This window comes from Nitrospirota bacterium, assembly GCA_016214845.1.
In the GTDB taxonomy this organism is placed as follows: domain Bacteria; phylum Nitrospirota; class Thermodesulfovibrionia; order UBA6902; family UBA6902; genus SURF-23.
In genome coordinates this window covers 141,868-159,951 of the sequence record JACRMS010000016.1, presented here as the reverse complement: position 1 = coordinate 159,951, position 18,084 = coordinate 141,868, and the positions used below count along the sequence as shown (strand labels likewise).

18 protein-coding genes and 1 pseudogene are annotated in these 18,084 nt (G+C 48.3%); 10 read left to right on the top strand and 9 right to left on the bottom strand.

Annotated features, from left to right (window positions below):
- Positions 1-3: 3 nt before the first annotated feature.
- Positions 4-1,731 carry a Flp pilus assembly complex ATPase component TadA gene (gene tadA / locus HZB61_04415; protein ID MBI5055842.1) on the bottom strand — a complete coding sequence of 576 codons (1,728 nt, stop codon included), beginning with the start codon at positions 1,729-1,731 and terminating at the stop codon, positions 4-6.
- 83 nt (positions 1,732-1,814) lie between these two features.
- Positions 1,815-3,200 carry a diguanylate cyclase gene (locus tag HZB61_04410; protein ID MBI5055841.1) on the bottom strand — a complete coding sequence of 462 codons (1,386 nt, stop codon included), beginning with the start codon at positions 3,198-3,200 and terminating at the stop codon, positions 1,815-1,817.
- A gap of 124 nt (positions 3,201-3,324) precedes the next feature.
- Between HZB61_04410 and HZB61_04405 the strand changes: the two genes are divergently transcribed.
- The 8 genes and pseudogenes from HZB61_04405 to HZB61_04370 all read left to right on the top strand — a co-directional run bounded on the left by HZB61_04405 (position 3,325) and on the right by HZB61_04370 (position 9,811).
- Positions 3,325-3,840: an adenylyl-sulfate kinase gene (locus tag HZB61_04405; GenBank protein ID MBI5055840.1), complete on the top strand. Its 516-nt coding sequence runs from the start codon at positions 3,325-3,327 to the stop codon at positions 3,838-3,840.
- Between the two features lie 111 nt (positions 3,841-3,951).
- Positions 3,952-4,371 carry a YjbQ family protein gene (locus tag HZB61_04400; GenBank protein ID MBI5055839.1) on the top strand — a complete coding sequence of 140 codons (420 nt, stop codon included), beginning with the start codon at positions 3,952-3,954 and terminating at the stop codon, positions 4,369-4,371.
- A gap of 115 nt (positions 4,372-4,486) precedes the next feature.
- Entirely contained in the window at positions 4,487-4,741 is a 255-nt protein-coding gene (locus HZB61_04395; protein ID MBI5055838.1) for a PilZ domain-containing protein, read from the top strand.
- 32 nt (positions 4,742-4,773) lie between these two features.
- Complete coding sequence (locus tag HZB61_04390; GenBank protein ID MBI5055837.1) at positions 4,774-5,487, top strand: hypothetical protein; 714 nt, start codon at positions 4,774-4,776, stop codon at positions 5,485-5,487.
- 154 nt (positions 5,488-5,641) lie between these two features.
- Positions 5,642-6,733 carry a hydrogenase small subunit gene (locus HZB61_04385; protein ID MBI5055836.1) on the top strand — a complete coding sequence of 364 codons (1,092 nt, stop codon included), beginning with the start codon at positions 5,642-5,644 and terminating at the stop codon, positions 6,731-6,733.
- Between the two features lie 26 nt (positions 6,734-6,759).
- Positions 6,760-8,469 (top strand): annotated as a pseudogene (locus HZB61_04380) (nickel-dependent hydrogenase large subunit).
- 13 nt (positions 8,470-8,482) lie between these two features.
- Entirely contained in the window at positions 8,483-9,142 is a 660-nt protein-coding gene (cybH, locus tag HZB61_04375; GenBank protein MBI5055835.1) for a Ni/Fe-hydrogenase, b-type cytochrome subunit, read from the top strand.
- 180 nt (positions 9,143-9,322) lie between these two features.
- Positions 9,323-9,811, top strand: coding sequence for a HyaD/HybD family hydrogenase maturation endopeptidase (locus HZB61_04370; GenBank protein MBI5055834.1), 489 nt, complete (start codon positions 9,323-9,325; stop codon positions 9,809-9,811).
- A gap of 48 nt (positions 9,812-9,859) precedes the next feature.
- Here HZB61_04370 and smpB read toward each other — a convergent pair whose 3' ends face one another.
- Positions 9,860-10,306 (bottom strand): SsrA-binding protein SmpB, encoded by a 447-nt coding sequence (gene smpB / locus HZB61_04365; GenBank protein MBI5055833.1) that lies wholly within the window; start codon positions 10,304-10,306, stop codon positions 9,860-9,862.
- Between the two features lie 231 nt (positions 10,307-10,537).
- Here smpB and HZB61_04360 point away from each other — a divergent pair, with 231 nt between their 5' ends.
- Both HZB61_04360 and HZB61_04355 read left to right on the top strand, forming a co-directional pair.
- Positions 10,538-11,884, top strand: coding sequence for a radical SAM protein (locus HZB61_04360; protein ID MBI5055832.1), 1,347 nt, complete (start codon positions 10,538-10,540; stop codon positions 11,882-11,884).
- 92 nt (positions 11,885-11,976) lie between these two features.
- The gene (locus HZB61_04355) at positions 11,977-12,771 is read left to right on the top strand and encodes a tetratricopeptide repeat protein (protein MBI5055831.1); all 795 of its coding nucleotides are present in this window, start codon (positions 11,977-11,979) and stop codon (positions 12,769-12,771) included.
- An 11-nt stretch (positions 12,772-12,782) separates the two neighbouring features.
- On the opposite strand, the gene HZB61_04350 is transcribed toward HZB61_04355, so the two are convergent.
- The 6 genes from HZB61_04350 to metG are packed head-to-tail and all read right to left on the bottom strand — an operon-like array spanning position 12,783 to position 18,018.
- On the bottom strand, positions 12,783-13,535 hold the full coding sequence (locus HZB61_04350; GenBank protein ID MBI5055830.1) for a tetratricopeptide repeat protein: 753 nt from the start codon (positions 13,533-13,535) through the stop codon (positions 12,783-12,785).
- Positions 13,536-14,189: a histidinol phosphate phosphatase domain-containing protein gene (locus HZB61_04345; GenBank protein MBI5055829.1), complete on the bottom strand. Its 654-nt coding sequence runs from the start codon at positions 14,187-14,189 to the stop codon at positions 13,536-13,538. It abuts the gene before it with no gap.
- Between the two features lie 53 nt (positions 14,190-14,242).
- Positions 14,243-14,989, bottom strand: coding sequence for a sulfite exporter TauE/SafE family protein (locus tag HZB61_04340; protein ID MBI5055828.1), 747 nt, complete (start codon positions 14,987-14,989; stop codon positions 14,243-14,245).
- Positions 14,990-15,012: 23 nt separating this feature from the next.
- Positions 15,013-15,528 carry a MogA/MoaB family molybdenum cofactor biosynthesis protein gene (locus tag HZB61_04335; protein MBI5055827.1) on the bottom strand — a complete coding sequence of 172 codons (516 nt, stop codon included), beginning with the start codon at positions 15,526-15,528 and terminating at the stop codon, positions 15,013-15,015.
- A 46-nt stretch (positions 15,529-15,574) separates the two neighbouring features.
- Positions 15,575-15,970 carry an MOSC domain-containing protein gene (locus tag HZB61_04330; GenBank protein MBI5055826.1) on the bottom strand — a complete coding sequence of 132 codons (396 nt, stop codon included), beginning with the start codon at positions 15,968-15,970 and terminating at the stop codon, positions 15,575-15,577.
- A 41-nt stretch (positions 15,971-16,011) separates the two neighbouring features.
- The gene (gene metG, locus HZB61_04325) at positions 16,012-18,018 is read right to left on the bottom strand and encodes a methionine--tRNA ligase (protein MBI5055825.1); all 2,007 of its coding nucleotides are present in this window, start codon (positions 18,016-18,018) and stop codon (positions 16,012-16,014) included.
- Positions 18,019-18,084 lie beyond the last annotated feature (66 nt).

The window sequence follows — 18,084 nt, the reverse complement described above, 5'->3', positions numbered from 1 at the left end:
TATTTATCCTACCTTCTCTTTTTTCGCTTCACTTAAAAAGAGGGGATAAGGGATCTTGGCTATTACCTCTTCAACCGTCGTTAACCCTTCTTCCACTTTCGACCAGGCGTCTTCAAAGAGTGATTTGGTCCCCGAACTTCTTGCCGCGTCCCACAGTTCATCCACTGTGTAACTCTTTGAGATAAGACGTTTCAGTTTTGTGTCCATTCTCAGCATTTCATAAACGCCGACCCGGCCTTTATATCCGGTGTTATTACATTTGTCACAACCGGCCCCCTTGTAATATGTCTTTAAATGCTTGACTTCAAACCTCGTCAGCTCTTCCGGCGCCGGGGTCTCGACTTTGCAGTTGCTGCAGATCCTTCTGATGAGCCTCTGGGCAATAACGCCCGTAACAGCGGCTGTCACCAGAAAAGGCTTGAGTCCTATATCTATCAACCGTGTAATTGTGGAAATAGTGTCATTGGTATGTAAGGTGCTTAATACCAGGTGGCCTGTCAGCGCGGCCCTTGACCCAATCTCGGCAGTATCCAGGTCTCTGATCTCTCCGACCATGACGATATCCGGGTCTTGTCTTAACACTGAACGGAGAGCGTTGGCAAACGAAAAACCTATACCGTCGTTTATTCCGACCTGTGTTATATCAGCAAGTTTATATTCAACCGGGTCTTCAAGCGTAATTATGTTTTTTGTCTCGTTACGCAGTTGCTGCAGGATGGAATATAGTGTTGTTGTCTTCCCGCTGCCGGTGGGCCCGGTAACAAGCAGCATGCCCTGCGGCTGGCTGACAATGTCAATAACGGGTCTGATGATATTAGCAGGAATGCCAAGATTGCTGAGCGGGATCAGTCCCGTAGTCGGGTCAAGCAGCCGGATAACGACTTTCTCACCGTGAACAGAAGGCAATGTCGATATCCTGAGCTCAACGGCTTTTTCCTTGAGGCGCATTGCGCTTCTGCCGTCCTGCGGGAACCGTCTGTTTGTAATATCGAGGTTCGAGATGATCTTTATCCTTGAGACAACAGAATCATGGATGTTTTTTGCAAATTGATGGATATTTTTCAGATTGCCGTCTATCCTGAAGCGCACCTGCACGTATGTTTCACGCGGCTCGATATGGATATCGCTTGAACCGGAATTTACGGCATCGGCTATAATCATGGACACGAGTCTGACGATAGGGGGGGCCTCGCTGTCCTGATAGCTGATTCCCTGCCTGGCATCGGACTCCGCATCTTCCTGTTTAAGAAATTCAACCTCGTCATACGATGGCAGCTCCTTGAGAAAATTCCATGTGTCAGCCGAAGCGCCGTAGAAACGCTCAATCGCAGTCAATATATTGTTTTCTGACGAGATAGCAACAGACAATTTCAGCCCGGTCTCAAAAGAAATGTCCTCTATGGTCTCCCAGTCAAGCGGATTGGCCATTGCGAGCAAGAGGTTCTTGTTCTTCAATTCAAGCGGCAGCACTATCTTGGCTTCAGCAATTTCTTTCGGGACAAGGGACAAGATCTCTTGTGTCGGGGTGTAATCGTTGCAGTCCACCATCTGCAGGGAAAGCTGTTTCGTAAGCGTTTCAGCTACCTGCAGCTCATTTATGTAGCCAAGCTCAATAAGGACCTTGCCGAGTTTCTTGTTCTTCCCCTTCTGAATAATAAGGGCGGTATCAAGCTGTTCGTCTGAGATCAACCCTTCTTCTACAAGGATCTCTCCAAGTTTTCTTCTTTTCATGTTTAAAAGCGCCTCGCCTCCTGCGTATATAATCGGTTAAAAGGCGGTTTTACTTAAATATAGGAACAGGGCCGGGGCCGGGACTATTTAGTTTCCGGGGTTTTTTCAGAAGCAAACTTGTTGATGAAACTGTTGACCGATCTTTCTGTAGCGCTATTTATGCCGATGAATTTCAGGCCGACCTCATACTGGGGCGGGTCATTTGCAGCTTCCCTCAATGAGGCCCAGACCACTGCGCCGGTTGTCGTTATTGCGCCATTGGCAGGTGAAGAAATTATTATTTCATGGATGCTGTTAACAGGCAAATGGCAGAATGGTCTCAGGCATATCCCGCCGGCGCTTATGTCTTTTATTCCAAACTTCCCCAGATCATCAAGCTGCGCCAGGCAATCATCGCCGTTTTGGTAACGAGTATACGCCCGCCTTTCCGTTCGCGCGGGCTTTGACGTCACCGAGACTCCTTTCTGCTGCACTTTGCGCTTTTTATCTTCATACATCCGCGTGTCAGCCCGTGTCATTAACTCATACATCGGGCACGGGGCTTCCGGGTCATAGTGCGCCATTCCCATGCTGAGCAGGAGTTTGTAGCCGCGTTTGTCATGCTCATTATGTGCCATTAGATTTTTCCTGATATTTTTTATTATTACATTCTCAATATCAGACTCGGACGCCTCAGTGATAAGTACGGCAAACTCATCTCCGCCAATACGGCCGATGATATCGGAATCGCGAAAACTTTTCCTGAGGATATTTGCGGCGTCTGTCAAGGCCTGGTCCCCGGACGTGTGCCCCAGCTCATCGTTTATCTTCTTCATGCCGTCCAGGTCGAGGTAGAGGAGCGACATCCTCCTCCTGTTCCTGTTTGCCAGTTTGAATTCCTTTTCAGCCAGTGTGAAGAAACCGCGCCTGTTGAAAAGGCCGGTCAATTCGTCAGTCACGGAGATGGCCTTAAGCTGCTCCTCCATCTTCTTGAGCTCGGTGATATCGCGAAACGCGGTTACCGAAGCGACAATTTTACCGTCCTCGATAACCGGGCTGGTAATTACGGATATCGGGAAAACCGTTCCGTCCTTCCGCAGGAAAACCTCATCGGTTGAGGAATATCGCTTGCCTGTTGAGAGAACATTATGCATACTGCATTCTTCAAAGGACAGGGGCGTGCCGTCCTCTTTCCAGCAGTGGACAAGCTCATGAGGGCCCTTCTCGTTTAATTCATCAATGGTCCATCCCAGGAGCCGTTCGGCCTCGGGGTTCATGAAAACAATACGCCCTTCCTCATTGAGGACATAGATCCCTTCAGCAAGATTCGATGTGATATTGCGCAGGTCCTTTTCGTTCTTTCGCAATGCATCAGCTGTTCTCATGACACCATCGTTTTCAAGCGCTGCAATTCGACGGCGCAGTCCGTTCAGCTCTTCAATGAGTTGCTCCTTTGTCTTGTGCCGGTCTTCCATTTTTTTCTTGCCCATAAAAATGGTATCACGAAAATTTCAACTTGTATAGATAGCGAATTGCCCCACCAAAAAAAAGCGGTGAAAGGGAAACGGCCCCCGTTATCTGTGCCCCCTGATGAATATCCTGTATAATTAAGACATGCCAAAGGTCATCTGGATTACCGGGTTGCCGGGGAGCGGGAAGAGCACGGTTGCACTGGAATTGAAAAAGAAAATTCCAGACGCGGTAATTCTCAGAATTGACGATCTCAGGAAGATCGTAACGCCTGCGCCCACATATTCCGGCAAAGAACGGGAGTATGTTTACAAGGCGCTTGTCTATACGGCAAAGACCATTTACGACCTCGGCCATAATGTGATAATCGACGCAACCGGCAGCAGGAAATTCTGGCGTAAGCTTGCCCGGAAATTAATCCCTGATTTTTTTGAAGTGTACCTGAAATGTCCGGTCGAGCTATGCATTGAGCGCGAGAAAACGAGGGCCGATACGCATGGCGCCCCAAAGAAGATATATGAAAAAGGAAAGGCAGGCGCGCCTGTGCCGGGCGTGAATGTCCCCTATGAAGAGCCTGAAGACCCTGAATTGATAATCGATGCTGAAAAGGAGTCCGCGGAAGAGGCGGCAGAGAGGATCGTCAGGCTGACGGGGGAATAGAAGATGCGAAGATGTGAAGTTGAGAAGATGGGAGAAAAAGAATCCCCGCCTTTTCTAAACTTCATAACTTCTTATCTTCTCAACTTCATTTTTATAAAACAGGGAGGACTCATGAAATCTTATCGTAAAGAACTCTGGTTCAATGTGCCGTCAAGGCGCGCGTTCATCAACATTACCCCGCAGGTTGAGGAGTGCCTGAAGGAAAGCGGAATCAAAGAGGGATTGGCGCTGGTTAATGCCATGCACATCACGGCGTCAGTCTTTATTAATGACGATGAATCAGGCCTGCATTTCGACTATGATGTATGGCTTGAAAAGCTCGCTCCGCATGAACCTGTTTCACAATACCGCCACAACAACACCGGAGAGGACAACGGCGATGCGCACCTGAAACGCCAGGTAATGGGCAGGGAGGTTGTCGCCGCCGTGACAAAGGGAAAGCTGGACTTCGGCCCGTGGGAGCAGATCTTTTACGGTGAGTTTGACGGGATGAGAAATAAGCGTGTGCTGGTGAAGATAATCGGCGAGTGAGCTTGCTCAACGTGATGTGCTAAAATAACGAATCGTATTTTTAGGGGAATGAAGGGAGGAGTAAGCCATTTTAAAATTAGGCCCTGAATATAATGAGAAGCGCGATTTCTTCCGCATGATAATGAACACGGAGTTTACTTATACCGTATCCGGGGAAAGAAAGGCTCATGCCGGATTTTGTAAAGATCTGAGCCACACGGGGATCAAATTCCTGACGGAACGTAATTTGGAAAAGGGAACGCTGATAGAAATTTTATTTGATACAAAAAGCAGCAGGTTCAAGCCGATGAAGGCAGGGGCGGAGATCGTCCGTTCGGAGTTTAAAAATAATAAATATGTGGTTGCAGGCAAGATACTGGAATACAAATAGCCTGTGCCTGCGTGTCTCTTTTTAATATTACAATGAAAAAAAACAAGACAACATTATTCTTTTTTTACGTCTCCTTGCTTATCGTTTTCAATATCCATCCTGCATTCGGATGGGATGATAACACTCATCTTGCCGCTGCAAAGGCCGCGGATTATTACAGGTGGTATGCTGTGGTCGGGCCTGATATTACCAAAGTAAAGGCAGGCAAGATTGAGATGTACAACCATTTTTTCGACAATGACAGGAATGTTGAAGTGACGCCGAAGATGGTTTTTGAGCAGGTAGAAAGGTACAACAATCCCGAAGATATGGAAGGGCATCTCTACGGAGCTATTCTGGCATCTCTGAGGGAATACAACAAACATCAGAAGGACGCTGAATATCACATTGATTTTTGCGTTCATTATATTACTGACCTGTCGGCCCCGCTTCACAATGTCATCTATGATGATTTCAACAAAACACGCCATGCTGAAAATGACGGCGTAATCGGGGGAGAAGTTTTGGATAATATTAACAGGCTTAAAAGACTCATGTACCAGGTTGATCTCAGGCACGACCATTTCGAAGATGACCTTGCAAAAGAGATCGCGGTGATTGCCAATAAGGCAAGGCATCTGGGCCATAAGCTCAAAAAAGAAAACAGGGCCATGACAAAGGAAGAGGCTTACAATCAATTGGCCCAAAGCGCCTCCCTGATAAATACAGCATTGAAACACCTTGGCACAAACCCCCGTCTGAAATAATAAACACTCCTCCGGAGACGGGACATTTCCGGCCTTGCTGACGTCCAGTATTACAAATGCAATTATTTTATTGACAAGTATTGGGTTTTATGATAATTTTTCGATAACGGACACGCTTAACAAATCTCTTAATTTTCAAAAAGGAGGTGGCTCTATGAAGTTGTTTCCAGATGATCCATTGCAGGAAGCAGCGGAATCAATGGGGGCTCTCGGCGATAAGGATTTGTCCCGCAGAGACTTCATGAAGTTCTGCACCGGGATGGCTGCATTACTGGCACTGCCCGCTTCGTTCATCCCGAAGATCGCCGAAGCACTGGGCGGCAAGAAGCCGTATCTTGTATGGCTTGAGTTTCAGGACTGCTGCGGCAATACCGAGGCCCTTTTGAGGGCGTCAAAGCCGACAGTCGGAGACATTGTCCTTGATATTCTCTCAGTAGATTATCATGAGACGATAATGGCGCCGGCGGGAAAGCAGGCGGAGAAGTCGCTGATGGATGTGGTGAAAAACCAGAAGGGCAAATACCTTGTTGTTGTGGAAGGCTCCATCCCCATGAAAGACGGCGGTGTTTATTGCTGCATAGGCGGCCGGTCAGCTGTTGACATTGCAAGGGAGGTTTGCGGCAACGCGCTTGCAACGATTGCAGTAGGCACATGCGCCGCTTACGGAGGAATTCCTGCCGCGCTGCCGAATCCCACAGGAGCGGTAAGTGTAAAAGAGGCTGTGCCGGGCGCGACAGTGATCAACCTGCCGGGCTGTCCGGTAAACGCTGAAAATATTACCGCCTGCATCGTCCATTACCTGACGTTCGGATCACTCCCAAATACTGATAAACTCGGCAGGCCTTATTTCGCTTACGGAAAAAGGATCCACGACAATTGCGAGAGAAGGGCGCACTTTGACGCCGGGCAGTTCGTAAGGCAATGGGGAGACGAGGGCCACAGACAGGGCTGGTGTTTATATGAAATGGGATGCAAGGGCCCTGAGACATTTAAGAACTGCCCCACCATCAAATACAATGAAGGCACAAGCTGGCCTGTTCAGGCAGGACACGGCTGCATCGGCTGCGCCGAGCCTAACTTCTGGGACACCATGACACCCTTCTACAGGAGACTGCCGAAGGTTCCCGGAGTTAGCATCGAAAGCACGGCTGATAAAGTCGGCGCCGGACTTGCCGCGGCAACAGCGGCGGGCCTTGTGATACACGGAATAGGACGGGCAATCTCGCCCAAAAAAGAAGATAAATAGATTAGCGGAAAGTGAGGTGATTTACATTGGCAAAGTTAGTTATTGACCCGATTACAAGAATTGAAGGACATCTCAGGATCGAGGCAAAGGTTGAAGGCGGCAAGGTTGTTGACGCGTGGAGCTCAAGCACCATGTTCAGGGGCATTGAGATCATTCTCAGAGGCAGAGACCCCAGAGACGCGTGGGCCTTTACCCAGCGCATATGAGGCGTCTGAACAACGGTTCACGCAACCGCCTCGGTGAGAGCGGTCGAAAACGCATTAGGCATCACAATCCCTGACAACGCGCGTCTTATAAGGAACCTTATAACCGGCATTCAGTACGTTCAGGACCATGTAATCCATTTTTATCATCTCCACGCGCTTGACTGGGTGGATATTGTAAGCGCATTAAAGGCCGACCCAGCAAAGACATCAGCGCTTGCGCAGGCAATCTCGGACTGGCCGAAATCAAGCGCGGATTATTTCAAGGGCATCCAGGACAAACTCAAGGCCTTTGTAGAGAACGGGCAGCTCGGCCCCTTTGCGAATGCTTACTGGGGGCATCCGGCGTACAAACTTCCTGCTGAAGCGAATCTCATGGCAGTCGCCCACTATCTTGAAGCGCTTGACTGGCAGCGTGATGTAATAAAAATACAGGCCCTGCTCGGCGCAAAGAACCCTCACGCGCAGACATACATTGTCGGCGGCATGTCCATCCCTGTTGACCCGAACAGCCAGAACGCCCTGAACGCTGGAAGCATAGCCTTTATCTCAGGGCTTGCAAAGGTCGCAAAGGACTTTGTCGAGAAGGTGTATATCCCTGACGTCCTTGCGGTGGCCCCATTCTATAAAGATTGGGCAGGCCACGGAGCAGGCGTCGGCAATTTCCTCGCGTATGGTGAATTCCCGAATGACACGGTAAGTAATACCGACAACCTCTGGCTGCCGCGCGGCATCATTCTCAACAAGGACATATCAAAGGTGCATCCCGTGGACCATACCAAGGTTGCTGAATATGTAACTCATTCATGGTATGAATATTCCGGCGGCGACAGCACGTCAAAGCATCCCTGGGAAGGCGAGACAAACTACAAATACACAGGTCCGAAGCCTCCGTATGAATACCTTGATACGGACGCGAAATACACATGGCTGAAAGCCCCCCGCTATGACAACAAGGCGATGGAGGTCGGACCTCTTTCAAGAATGCTTGTTGCGTACGGGTCAGGGCACAAGAGGGTGCAGGAAGTGGTAAACCTCGTCCTGAAGACACTGGGAGTCGGGCCTGCGGCTTTGTTCTCAACACTCGGACGCATTGCGGCACGCGCGATTGAAACGCTTGTCACTGCCGAGCAGATTCCCGTATGGCTCGATCAGCTTGCAGCGAACATGAAGAAGGGCGACTACAAGATCCACGCCGGTGAAAAGTGGGACCCCTCTGAATGGCCCAAAGAGGCAAGAGGATACGGCCTGCACGAAGCGCCGAGAGGCGCGCTCGGCCACTGGATAAACATCAAGGACGGCAAGATCGCAAACTACCAGTGCGTAGTCCCCGGCACATGGAACGGCTCTCCAAGAGACGCCAACAACCAGAGAGGCCCTTACGAAGAAGCGCTGATAGGAACTCCTGTAGCCAACATCGAACAGCCTGTGGAAATTTTAAGGACGATCCACTCGTTCGATCCCTGCATGGCGTGCGCTGTTCACGTGGTGGACCCTGACGGTAAAGAGGTAACAAGGATAAGGATAAAATAGAAAGGGGGTAAATATGAACGATACGAGATTGAAAACCTACGCATGGGAATTTCCCGTAAGATTTACCCACTGGATCAACTTTCTCTGCATCCTTACCCTGTCCGTTACAGGGTTTTACATCGGGAGTCCCTTTATTCACGCCTATTCTTCAAAACAGTGGATAATGGGCTGGATGAGGCTCATTCACTTCATAGCAGCCTACACCTTCATGATGAGCGTGATCATCAGGCTCTACTGGTCACTTGCCGGGAACAAGTATGCCTGCATCAGCGAATGGCTTCCATTTACAGGCGAGAAGATCGGCAGGATGATCGATGACCTGAAGTGCTACCTGCTGATCAGCAAAAAAAGCTGCCATGTCGGACATTCAGCCCTTGGAGGGTTGACATACCTCCTGCTGTTTATAATATTTATCTTCGAGATCGTTTCAGGTTTCGCGATGTATTCGGTAAACCATTCAGGCGCTATCTGGACGCTCCTTGGAGGATGGCTTACTGGCATAATGCTTCTGCCGACCATCCGGCTGTATCATCACATCTTCATGTACGTGATACTCGCCTTCGCGATGATACATGTCTACATCTCGTGGTTCTCTGACAGCAGAGAGAAGAGCGGCCTGATGGGCTCTATCTTCACCGGATACAAGTTTATATCTGAAAAAGACTTGAAGTAAAAACAGCAAGCAGTCAAGAGTTAAATTATCAGCCCCGGAAGACGCCAAGTCTTCCGGGGCTTTTGTTTTTTGAGTTCAGTTGTTCTCTGCTTCTGCACTTTTGACTTGGTACTATTGCACTTTTGCTCTTTGCTAATCTTGATTCATGTATAATAGCTGCATGATAAGCGGAGGCACCTTTTGAACATAGCAATCTTTGGTATCGGCAACATACTTTTGTCTGACGACGGCGTGGGCGTTCATGCGGTGAATAAATTAAAGAACGATTACGTCTTCCCGGAGTCCGTTGAGTTGATAGACGGGGGGACAAAGGGGCTTGATCTCCTGCCATTGTTTGAAGGCAGGGACAAGGTCCTGATAATTGACGCGGCGAATTTCAAAAAAGAACCGGGGACAATAGATACTGTTGAGGGCGACAAGATCCCCGCGTTTCTGATCTCAAATAAGCTCTCAGTGCACCAGATCGGTCTGCCCGATACACTCTTTGCAGCGAGGCTGATGGGAATCACGCCGCCTGAGATGTGCCTCATCGGGATACAGCCGAAGTCAATGGAGACAAGCGTCGAATTGTCGGATGATATCCAGCAACAGTTGGGCGCCCTTGTGAATAAAGTTGTCCTGAAATTAAAAGAGTGGGGAGTGGAAGTAATTCAAAAAGATAGAGGTTGAGAAGTTAAGAAGATTTGAAGATAGGGGAATCAGGGCAGGGTAAAATCATTAGCTCCTCTTTCTCATATGCCTCTCGATCTCCCTTTTCGCTTCTTTCTCTTTTATCGCTTCACGTTTTTCATATTGCTTCTTGCCCTTTGCAAGCCCTATCTCGACCTTTGCCTTCCCGCCTTTGAAATAGATTTTTAAAGGGACGAGGGTAAGCCCTTTCTGGCTGATGTTGCCGTGCAGCTTGTCTATTTCTTTTTTATGAAGGAGGAGCTTCCTTGTCCGCAGCGGGTCATGGTTTTGAAGGTTCCCGTGACTGTACGGGCTGATGTGACAATTGAAGAGAAACGCCTCGCCGTTCTTAATAATGGCGTAGCTGTCCTTGAGGTTGGCCTTGCCTTCGCGCAGGGATTTTACCTCTGTCCCGAGAAGGGAGATGCCTGCCTCGTAAGTCTGCTGGATGAAATAATCGTGATACGCCTTCCTGTTGGTAGCTACAGTCTCCATGATTATGAGGATAACACCTGAAAAAGAATTTATCCACAGATTACACAGATTATCACAGAGTAGAGACGGTCCGCCGGGTCGTCTCTACAACTTTTGACTTTCACCTTTTGGCGGATGAACATTTGTTTACAAATTTTTATTTATGTCATTGTTTTTATCTGTGGAATCTGTGGATATAACTGCCGTTTTTAGGATTAGAGATTTTCTGTTATATTTAGTAAGAGAAAAACCATGAAACCGAAGATCATCCTCGTCAATCCGTGGATCTATGACTTTGCTGCTGCAAACCTCTGGTCCAGGCCGCTGGGCCTGCTCAGGGTTGCCGAATATTTGGGCCGCTTTGATCTGGAGCTGAAATTAATAGACTGCACGGACTCATTTACGATCAAGAAATTCGGAAGGGGCAGCTATCCAAGACAGATTGTCGGTAAACCGGATTGTTTGAAAGCAGTTCCGAGGCATTATGCTCGATACGGAATAGGCCTTGAGGAATTCAAGGAGACGCTGAGAAACAGTTTGCCCTGCGATATCATCCTGATAACCTCCATAATGTCGTACTGGTATCCCGGCGTACAGGAGGCAATAAAAATGTGCAGGGCCTTATCGCCCGGTACGCCAGTAATTCTCGGAGGCATATACGCAACCCTTTTTCATGAACACACTGTAGAGAATTCAGGCGCGGATTATGTTTATAAAGGGCGGATAGAGGACAATGAATCCTCGCTGTCCTCCGTAGGGGCAGGTTTAAAACCTGCCCCTGCAATTGAAACTGTAATTGGACAATTTGGCTGCAAGCTGCATGAAATAAATTCTGCAAAACCATACTACCGGCTTGGACTGTACCGGCAGTTTCCTTTTGCGCCTGTCCTTACAAGTTACGGCTGTCCTTTCAAATGCTCTTACTGTGCGTCGGCTGTGCTGAACAACAACTTTCTTCAAAGAGAACCAGTTGATGTTATCAGGGAAATAAATGAACTTCACAAGACAGGCGTCAGGGATTTTGCTTTTTACGATGACGCTCTTCTGGTAAATGCCGGTTCGCATATAAAAGTCATCCTGAAAGAGACAATTAAGTTCGGATTGAAACTGAGGTTTCATTGTCCTAACGGCATTCACGCGCGGTTTATTGACGATGAACTTGCGCACCTGATGAAGCAGTCAGGCTTCACCACGCTGCGCCTCGGGCTTGAGACGATAAACGAGGGCAGGCAGGCGACGACGGGAGGGAAGGTCACGTCAGAGAGTTTCGTCTCCGCAGTAAGGATTTTGAAAAAGCACGGCTTCACAAAAGAGAACATCGGCGCTTATCTCATGTACGGAATGCCGGGGCAGCGCCTTAAAGAGGTCATCGAGGGAGTGGACTTTCTGAAAGGGACCGGCGTGAGGACCCACCTCACGGAATTCTCACCGATTCCCCATACATCCTGCTGGGAAGAACTGAAGAGCATGGGAATAATTAATGACGGCATAGATCCGCTTCTTACAAACAACACTGTCTTCACTCATCTTTTTTCAGACTACGACCCTGACGCGCTTGATAAATTAAAGCTTGATGTGAAGCAGTACAACAGCGTTTAGCAACTGGCTGACGGAATTAAAACCCCGGCTCTGCTATACTTTAATAATTAAACTTACAAACTGCAAACACTCGCCCGCATAAGGAGGCAGACATGATTTTAAATTCAATCAAACAGATACCTGCTTTTTTTACTCTCGCAGTTATGATGGTCCTTTCCCCGGGCATTGCATATTCCGGCATTGAAAGGAGCTCTCACGCAAGCAGCCGGGAGATCGGACCGCTTGAGGGCGGTGACGCTGAAAAGGCTGTGATGTTCTACAATCGCGGCAACGAATTAAGCAAATCAGGAAAACATCAGGAGGCGATTGAAGCTTATAAAAAAGTTATTGCGCTAAAACCGGATTTCCCATATGCGCATAATGATATTGGAGCTGCATATGTAGAATTGGGCATGTATAAAGAGGCGGTTGAGGCGTTCAAGCAGGCAGTAAAAATAAAACCGGATTATGTGAATGCGTATAATAATCTCGCTATTACCTACAATAAATTACGAATGAACGAAGAGGAACGGGAAGCTTATAAAAATGTAATCAAAATTAACCCGGAAAGCGCAGACGCGTATTATAATCTGGGTATTTCCTACAGCGAATCAGGAATGTATAAAGAGGCAATATCGTCTTATAAAAGCTCATTGATAATAAAACCCCGTAATGCCGACGCATATTATAATATGGGCGTATCTTACGGGAAACTGGCGATGCATAAATACGCAATTGATGCCTACAAGAAGGCCTTGGCAATTAATCCTGACGCGGCGGATGTACATTTCAATCTCGGGGTTTCTTATTTTAATTTGCAACAGAAGGACGCCGCCGCAAAGGAGTATGAGATATTGAAAACCCTTGATCCCCAAATGGCTGAAAAGCTGCATGAAGTAATCAAATAATTTTCAGCCTGTTATTTTTTGACCGGTCCGGCAGCGGGCGGTTGCTGCTGTGTTTCAACTTTCGGAGCGGCCTGCGTATTTACCGCGATCTTTGAATTGGCCTCAGCGCCCCACGGTGAATTCGGGAATTCAGCGGCTACGGTTTTGTATCTTTCTTTTGCCTTTTCAGCATTCCCGGTGCTTTCATAATATCTGGCTTCCGCCATCAGGGCTGTATCCTTGAATATTCCGCCGTTAACTTTTGCAAGATTGCCGAGGGCCTCAAGGGCCTTGTCGCTCTTGCCGGTTTTAAAATAAGCGGACGCAAGTTTCTGATAAACAAGGGGCACTATTTCGTAATTGCCTCCGAATTTATTGATAAATAAACTGTACTGCTTTATCGCGTTTTCATTATCATTAAGATTGTAGTAACAGTTGCCGAGGTAATATAACGCGGTCGGGGTCACCTTCACATCAACGGATTTTTTGAAAAGGTCCACAGCCTTTTTCCACCTTTCCATTTCAGGGGTGGTTTTATCAGACTTGGTGTTGTAATAAATGTTGTACGCTTCTTTCTCAAGCGCATAGGCCTTTTCATTTTGCGATGATGAGTAGAACTTAAAGGCCACAAATAATATGGCTACAGCTAAGATTGCGGACACAATTGTTATTACCTGTTTCTGCTTCTGCTTTACGGCGTCCAGCGCGTGTAAGGCGGCGTGCTTTACCTCATCCTCCTGGGCAGGCCTGGCCTTGGCAGGTCTTTTCTTGATTATCTTTGGCATTTAATTCCTCCTAATTTTATCAACAAGCTTTTTTGAATTTGCAAGAACTTGATCTATCTTTTCCTCTGCAATGCCCGCTGCGCGCAGAATTATCTTTGCGCGCTCAAGGGTGATAAGGTCCTCAGGCGCATGGGCGTCCGTATTTATCACAAGTGAAGCGCCCGTCTCCATAGCGACCTTTGCGACATGGCCGTTTGAGATGCTGTGTCCCTTTCTCGCGGTTATTTCGAGGGCCACTCCTAATTCCTTTGCCCTAATCGCATCCTCAACGCTGATCAGCCCCGGATGTGAAAGTATGTCAGCGCCTGCCTCTATCCCGGCCCTGTTCGATCCCGGGGCCACAGGCTCGGCAAGGGTCTCGCCGTGCACAACCACAATTTTCGCGCCGAGCTTGCGCGCCCTCTCAACCATTTTCCCTATGAGTCCGACAGGCACGTGGGTTATCTCCGCGCCGGGGATGACAGTTATTTTTAAATATTCTTTGAGGACCTCGATTGTCTCCACGATCTTCGGCACAACAGTGTCCATATTTGACGGGTCCACGTGGTCGGTGATCGCCAGCGCAGTGTAGCCCGCGGCGTAAGCCCTCTGCATAAATTCCGAGGGAATAAGGACCCCGTCGCTGAGAAATGTGTGTGTGTGCAAATCAATCATAACATTGTAAAATACAGAAATTCCGCCCTAAAAGTCAAAAGCGGCCAATGAATTTACCGGGCCTTATGCGATGGGGTGATCAATTTCTCCACTCCCAGGTCCGGCGCTATGCTCAGGAGCAGATGCACGGAGTCGGTGAGGAGGATTATTCCGAAGGAGATCAGCAGCAGGCCGCTGACGATCATTATTATTCTCATGCGGCTCTGTATGGCCCTGAAATGGCTGAGGAAGGTATTTATGAGAAGGGATGTTGTAACAAATGGGATTGCGAGTCCCGCGGAATATACGAGCAGGAGCTTGAAGCCGTACATGGCGGAACCTGACGTGCTCGCGATAAGCAGGATCGATCCAAGTATCGGGCCGATGCACGGCGTCCATCCCGCGCCGAAGGTAAGCCCGACGACAAAAGATCCCATATACCCGCGAGGTTTTGACTTGAGGTGGATCCTCTTGTCCGACGCAAGAAAGTTGAGTTTCAGGATTCCCATCACGTACAGTCCGAAGAAGATGATTATTATCCCGCCGACTATCCTGATCTGGTCATAGTAGAACGAGAAAAGAGAACCGATAAAAGATGACGATACTCCAAGCAGGATAAACACAACGGAAAAGCCAAGCACGAACGCGGAGGAATTTATGAGCGTAAGTTTTCTTATGAATGCCTTGTCTGCGGTCTTGAAATCTTCAAAGGATATCCCGGTGATATAGGAAACGTACGACGGGATAAGCGGCAGCACGCACGGCGAGAGAAAAGAGAGCAGCCCGCCGAGAAAAGCGCCTATGTATCCTACGTTTGACATAAATAGATTTTACCGGATATTATTTATTTTGTCATTCCGGGCTTACCCCGGAATCTGTGGGTTGCGCAATCTTTCTGACATCCCTGGATCTTTTCAATTGCATGAGGGAGGCAGTCAAGGACCACCGACAGATTTTCTTTTACCGCCGACGGGCTTCCAGGAAGATTTATTATCAGGGTCTTCCCCCTGACACCTGCAACGGACCGAGAAAGCATTGCAAAGGGGGTCTTCTTCAATCCCTTGTAACGCATTGCCTCGGCAATGCCCGGTATCTCCCGCTGAATGACTTCACGGGTCACCTCAGGAGTCACGTCACGCGGTGATACACCCGTGCCGCCGGTGGTGAGGATAAGGTCAACCTTATTGCATAAGGAAAGAAGTTTTTTCTTTATCAATGCCTTTTCATCCGGGAGGATATCAGAGCTGACAACTTTTGCGCCGATCTTCTTCATCATCCTTTCGATAGCCGGCCCGCTCGTGTCTTCCCGCTCGCCTCTTGAGCCTTTATCGCTTAATGTCAGTATCGCAACCTTGATCATCTTGGGGATTGGGGGTTAGGGGTTGGGGCTTGGTTTTTACTAATCCCTAATCCCTAACTACTATACTGTCTCCTTTTCTAATCGTGCCGCCTTTCAGCACTTTTACAAAGATGCCTTCTCGCGGCATCACGCAGTCGCCGGCCTGTTCATAGATCGCGCAGCGGGCATGGCACAGTTTGCCGATCTGGGTGACCTCAACTTCAATGCCTTCCCCGATAATCATTTTTGTGCCGACAGGAAGGGTCATGAGAATAATGCCCTCGGTCGTAATGTTCTCGGCAAAATCACCGGGGCCGACATTCAGTCCCTTGTCCTGCATCTTTTTGATGCTCTCAAGAGCGAGCAGGCTGATCTGCCGGTGCCACTTTTCCGAGGCATGGGCGTCGCTCTCGATGCCGTAATTATCTTTTATGACAGCGTACTCAACTGCCTTTTTCCTCATACCTTTTTTTTCGCTGATGTTAATTGAAATAATTTTGGCGCTCACTTTATTTTCGCCCCTTCCTTCACGTTTTTTTCGGGAATTAATATTGACAACACACCGTCGCTGTCTGTGGCTGCAAGGAGCATTCCCTGAGATTCAACGCCCATCAGTTTCGCAGGCTTCAGGTTTGTTACAACCGCGATGCTCTTACCGATCAGGTCCTCAGGCGCGTAAGCCTGCCCGATCCCGGCGACAACCTGTCTGGGCTCGCCTGTGTCAACCTGAAGTTTGATGAGCTTGCTGGATTTGGGGACCCGCTCGGCCTGAAGCACCTTGCCGATCTTTAATTGCACCTTTGCAAAATCTTCTATGGAAATTAAATTATCTTCTGTTTTCTGTTCTGTAGAAGTTTGTCCTGATTCAGTCATCACTCCTTTGCCTCCCTTTGTTTTTTCTGTCTCCTTCTTCACCTCTATCCTTGGGAATAATTGCTCTCCTTTTGAAATCTTTATTTCATATCCCGGCTTCCACTCCCATGAAAATATTGCCGGATAATTGTCTGAACCTTCATCTGGAGCCTTTGGCAAGCTTTGTTTAGTTTCTTCAATTAATGACCTCAGCCCCAATTGCTTCCACATCTTCTCTGAAGTGTCAGGCATGAACGGATAAAGCGCAACTGCCGAGAGCCTGATCGCATTCCAGATATTGAACATTACACTTTTCAGCTCTTCGGTATCTGTTTTGGCGAGCTTCCAAGGTTCCTTCTGGGCAATATGATTATTCCCGGCACTGATAATATCCCATATGTGATCGAGGATTACATTGAATCTAAGAGTAGACCAGTGGCGATGAGGAATATCATTCATTGCGGAAAGCATTGACTCAATACATTCTTTTGCGAAAGGATTGAGCGCAGTCGTATTTCCCGCAGGGATCCCTACGTCACCCCCGAAATATTTCTCAGCCATCGTTAAGAACCTGCTCAGGAGATTGCCAAGGTCATTGGCAAGGTCGGTGTTGATCCGGCTTATCAAAGCGTCCTCAGAAAAATTCCCGTCAAGTCCGAAGGGCACTTCCCTGAAGAGAAAATACCTGAAGGCGTCCACCCCGTACTTTTCAACCATCTCATTGGGGTCAACGACATTGCCGATGGACTTCGACATCTTTTTCCCGTCAACCGTCCACCAGCCGTGGGCAAAGATATTTTTCGGCCGAGGGAGATCAAGCGCCATCAGCATAGTTGACCAGTAAACGGCATGAGTGGTCAGGATATCCTTTCCCACAAGGTGATGCTCCGCAGGCCACCAGAAATCTCCGAGCCTTGCCCTCTCAGCATGAGGGACAAGATAGCGCGTCGCTGAGAAATAATTCACAAGTGCGTCAAACCAGACGTAGGTCACAAAGGCTTCATCAAAGGGAAAGGGGATCCCCCACGCAAGCCTTGCCTTCGGCCTTGATATGCAAAGGTCTCCAAGGGTATTATTCTTTAAAAATCCAAGGACCTCGTTCCTGCGCGTCTCAGGAAGTATGTAAGAAGGATTGTCCTCAATATATTTGATCAGCCTGCCCTGATACTTTGACATTAGGAAGAAATAGTTTTCCTCCTGTATCTGCTCCACAGGCCTTCCGCAGTCGGGGCAGTTGCCTTCAACAAGGTCTTTCTCTGTCCAGAAACGTTCATCCGGGGTGCAATACCATCCGGCGTACTGCCTCTTCTCTATCTCTCCGTTGTCCCAGAGGAGCTGAATGAGCCCCTGAACGGTCTTGATATGCTCAGGGTCAGTGGTGCGGATAAAGGCGTCGTTTGAGATATTTAATTTCTTCCAGAGGGATTTGAAATTCTCGACCATTATGTCGGCGTGTTCCTTTGGAGAAAGCCCTCTTGACTGCGCTGCCTTCTCGACCTTCTGCCCGTGCTCATCCGTTCCGGTAAGGAAGAAAACGTTATTGCCCTTTAATCTGTTATACCGGGAAAGGATGTCAGCGGCAATGGTCGTATACGCGTGTCCGATGTGTGGGACATCGTTGACGTAATAAATAGGAGTTGTGACGTAAAACTTTTCCATTATGAGTGTTAATTTATAAAGACCACAGAGTCACCTCTCCGTGCCTCTGTGTTCTCCGTGGTTCAA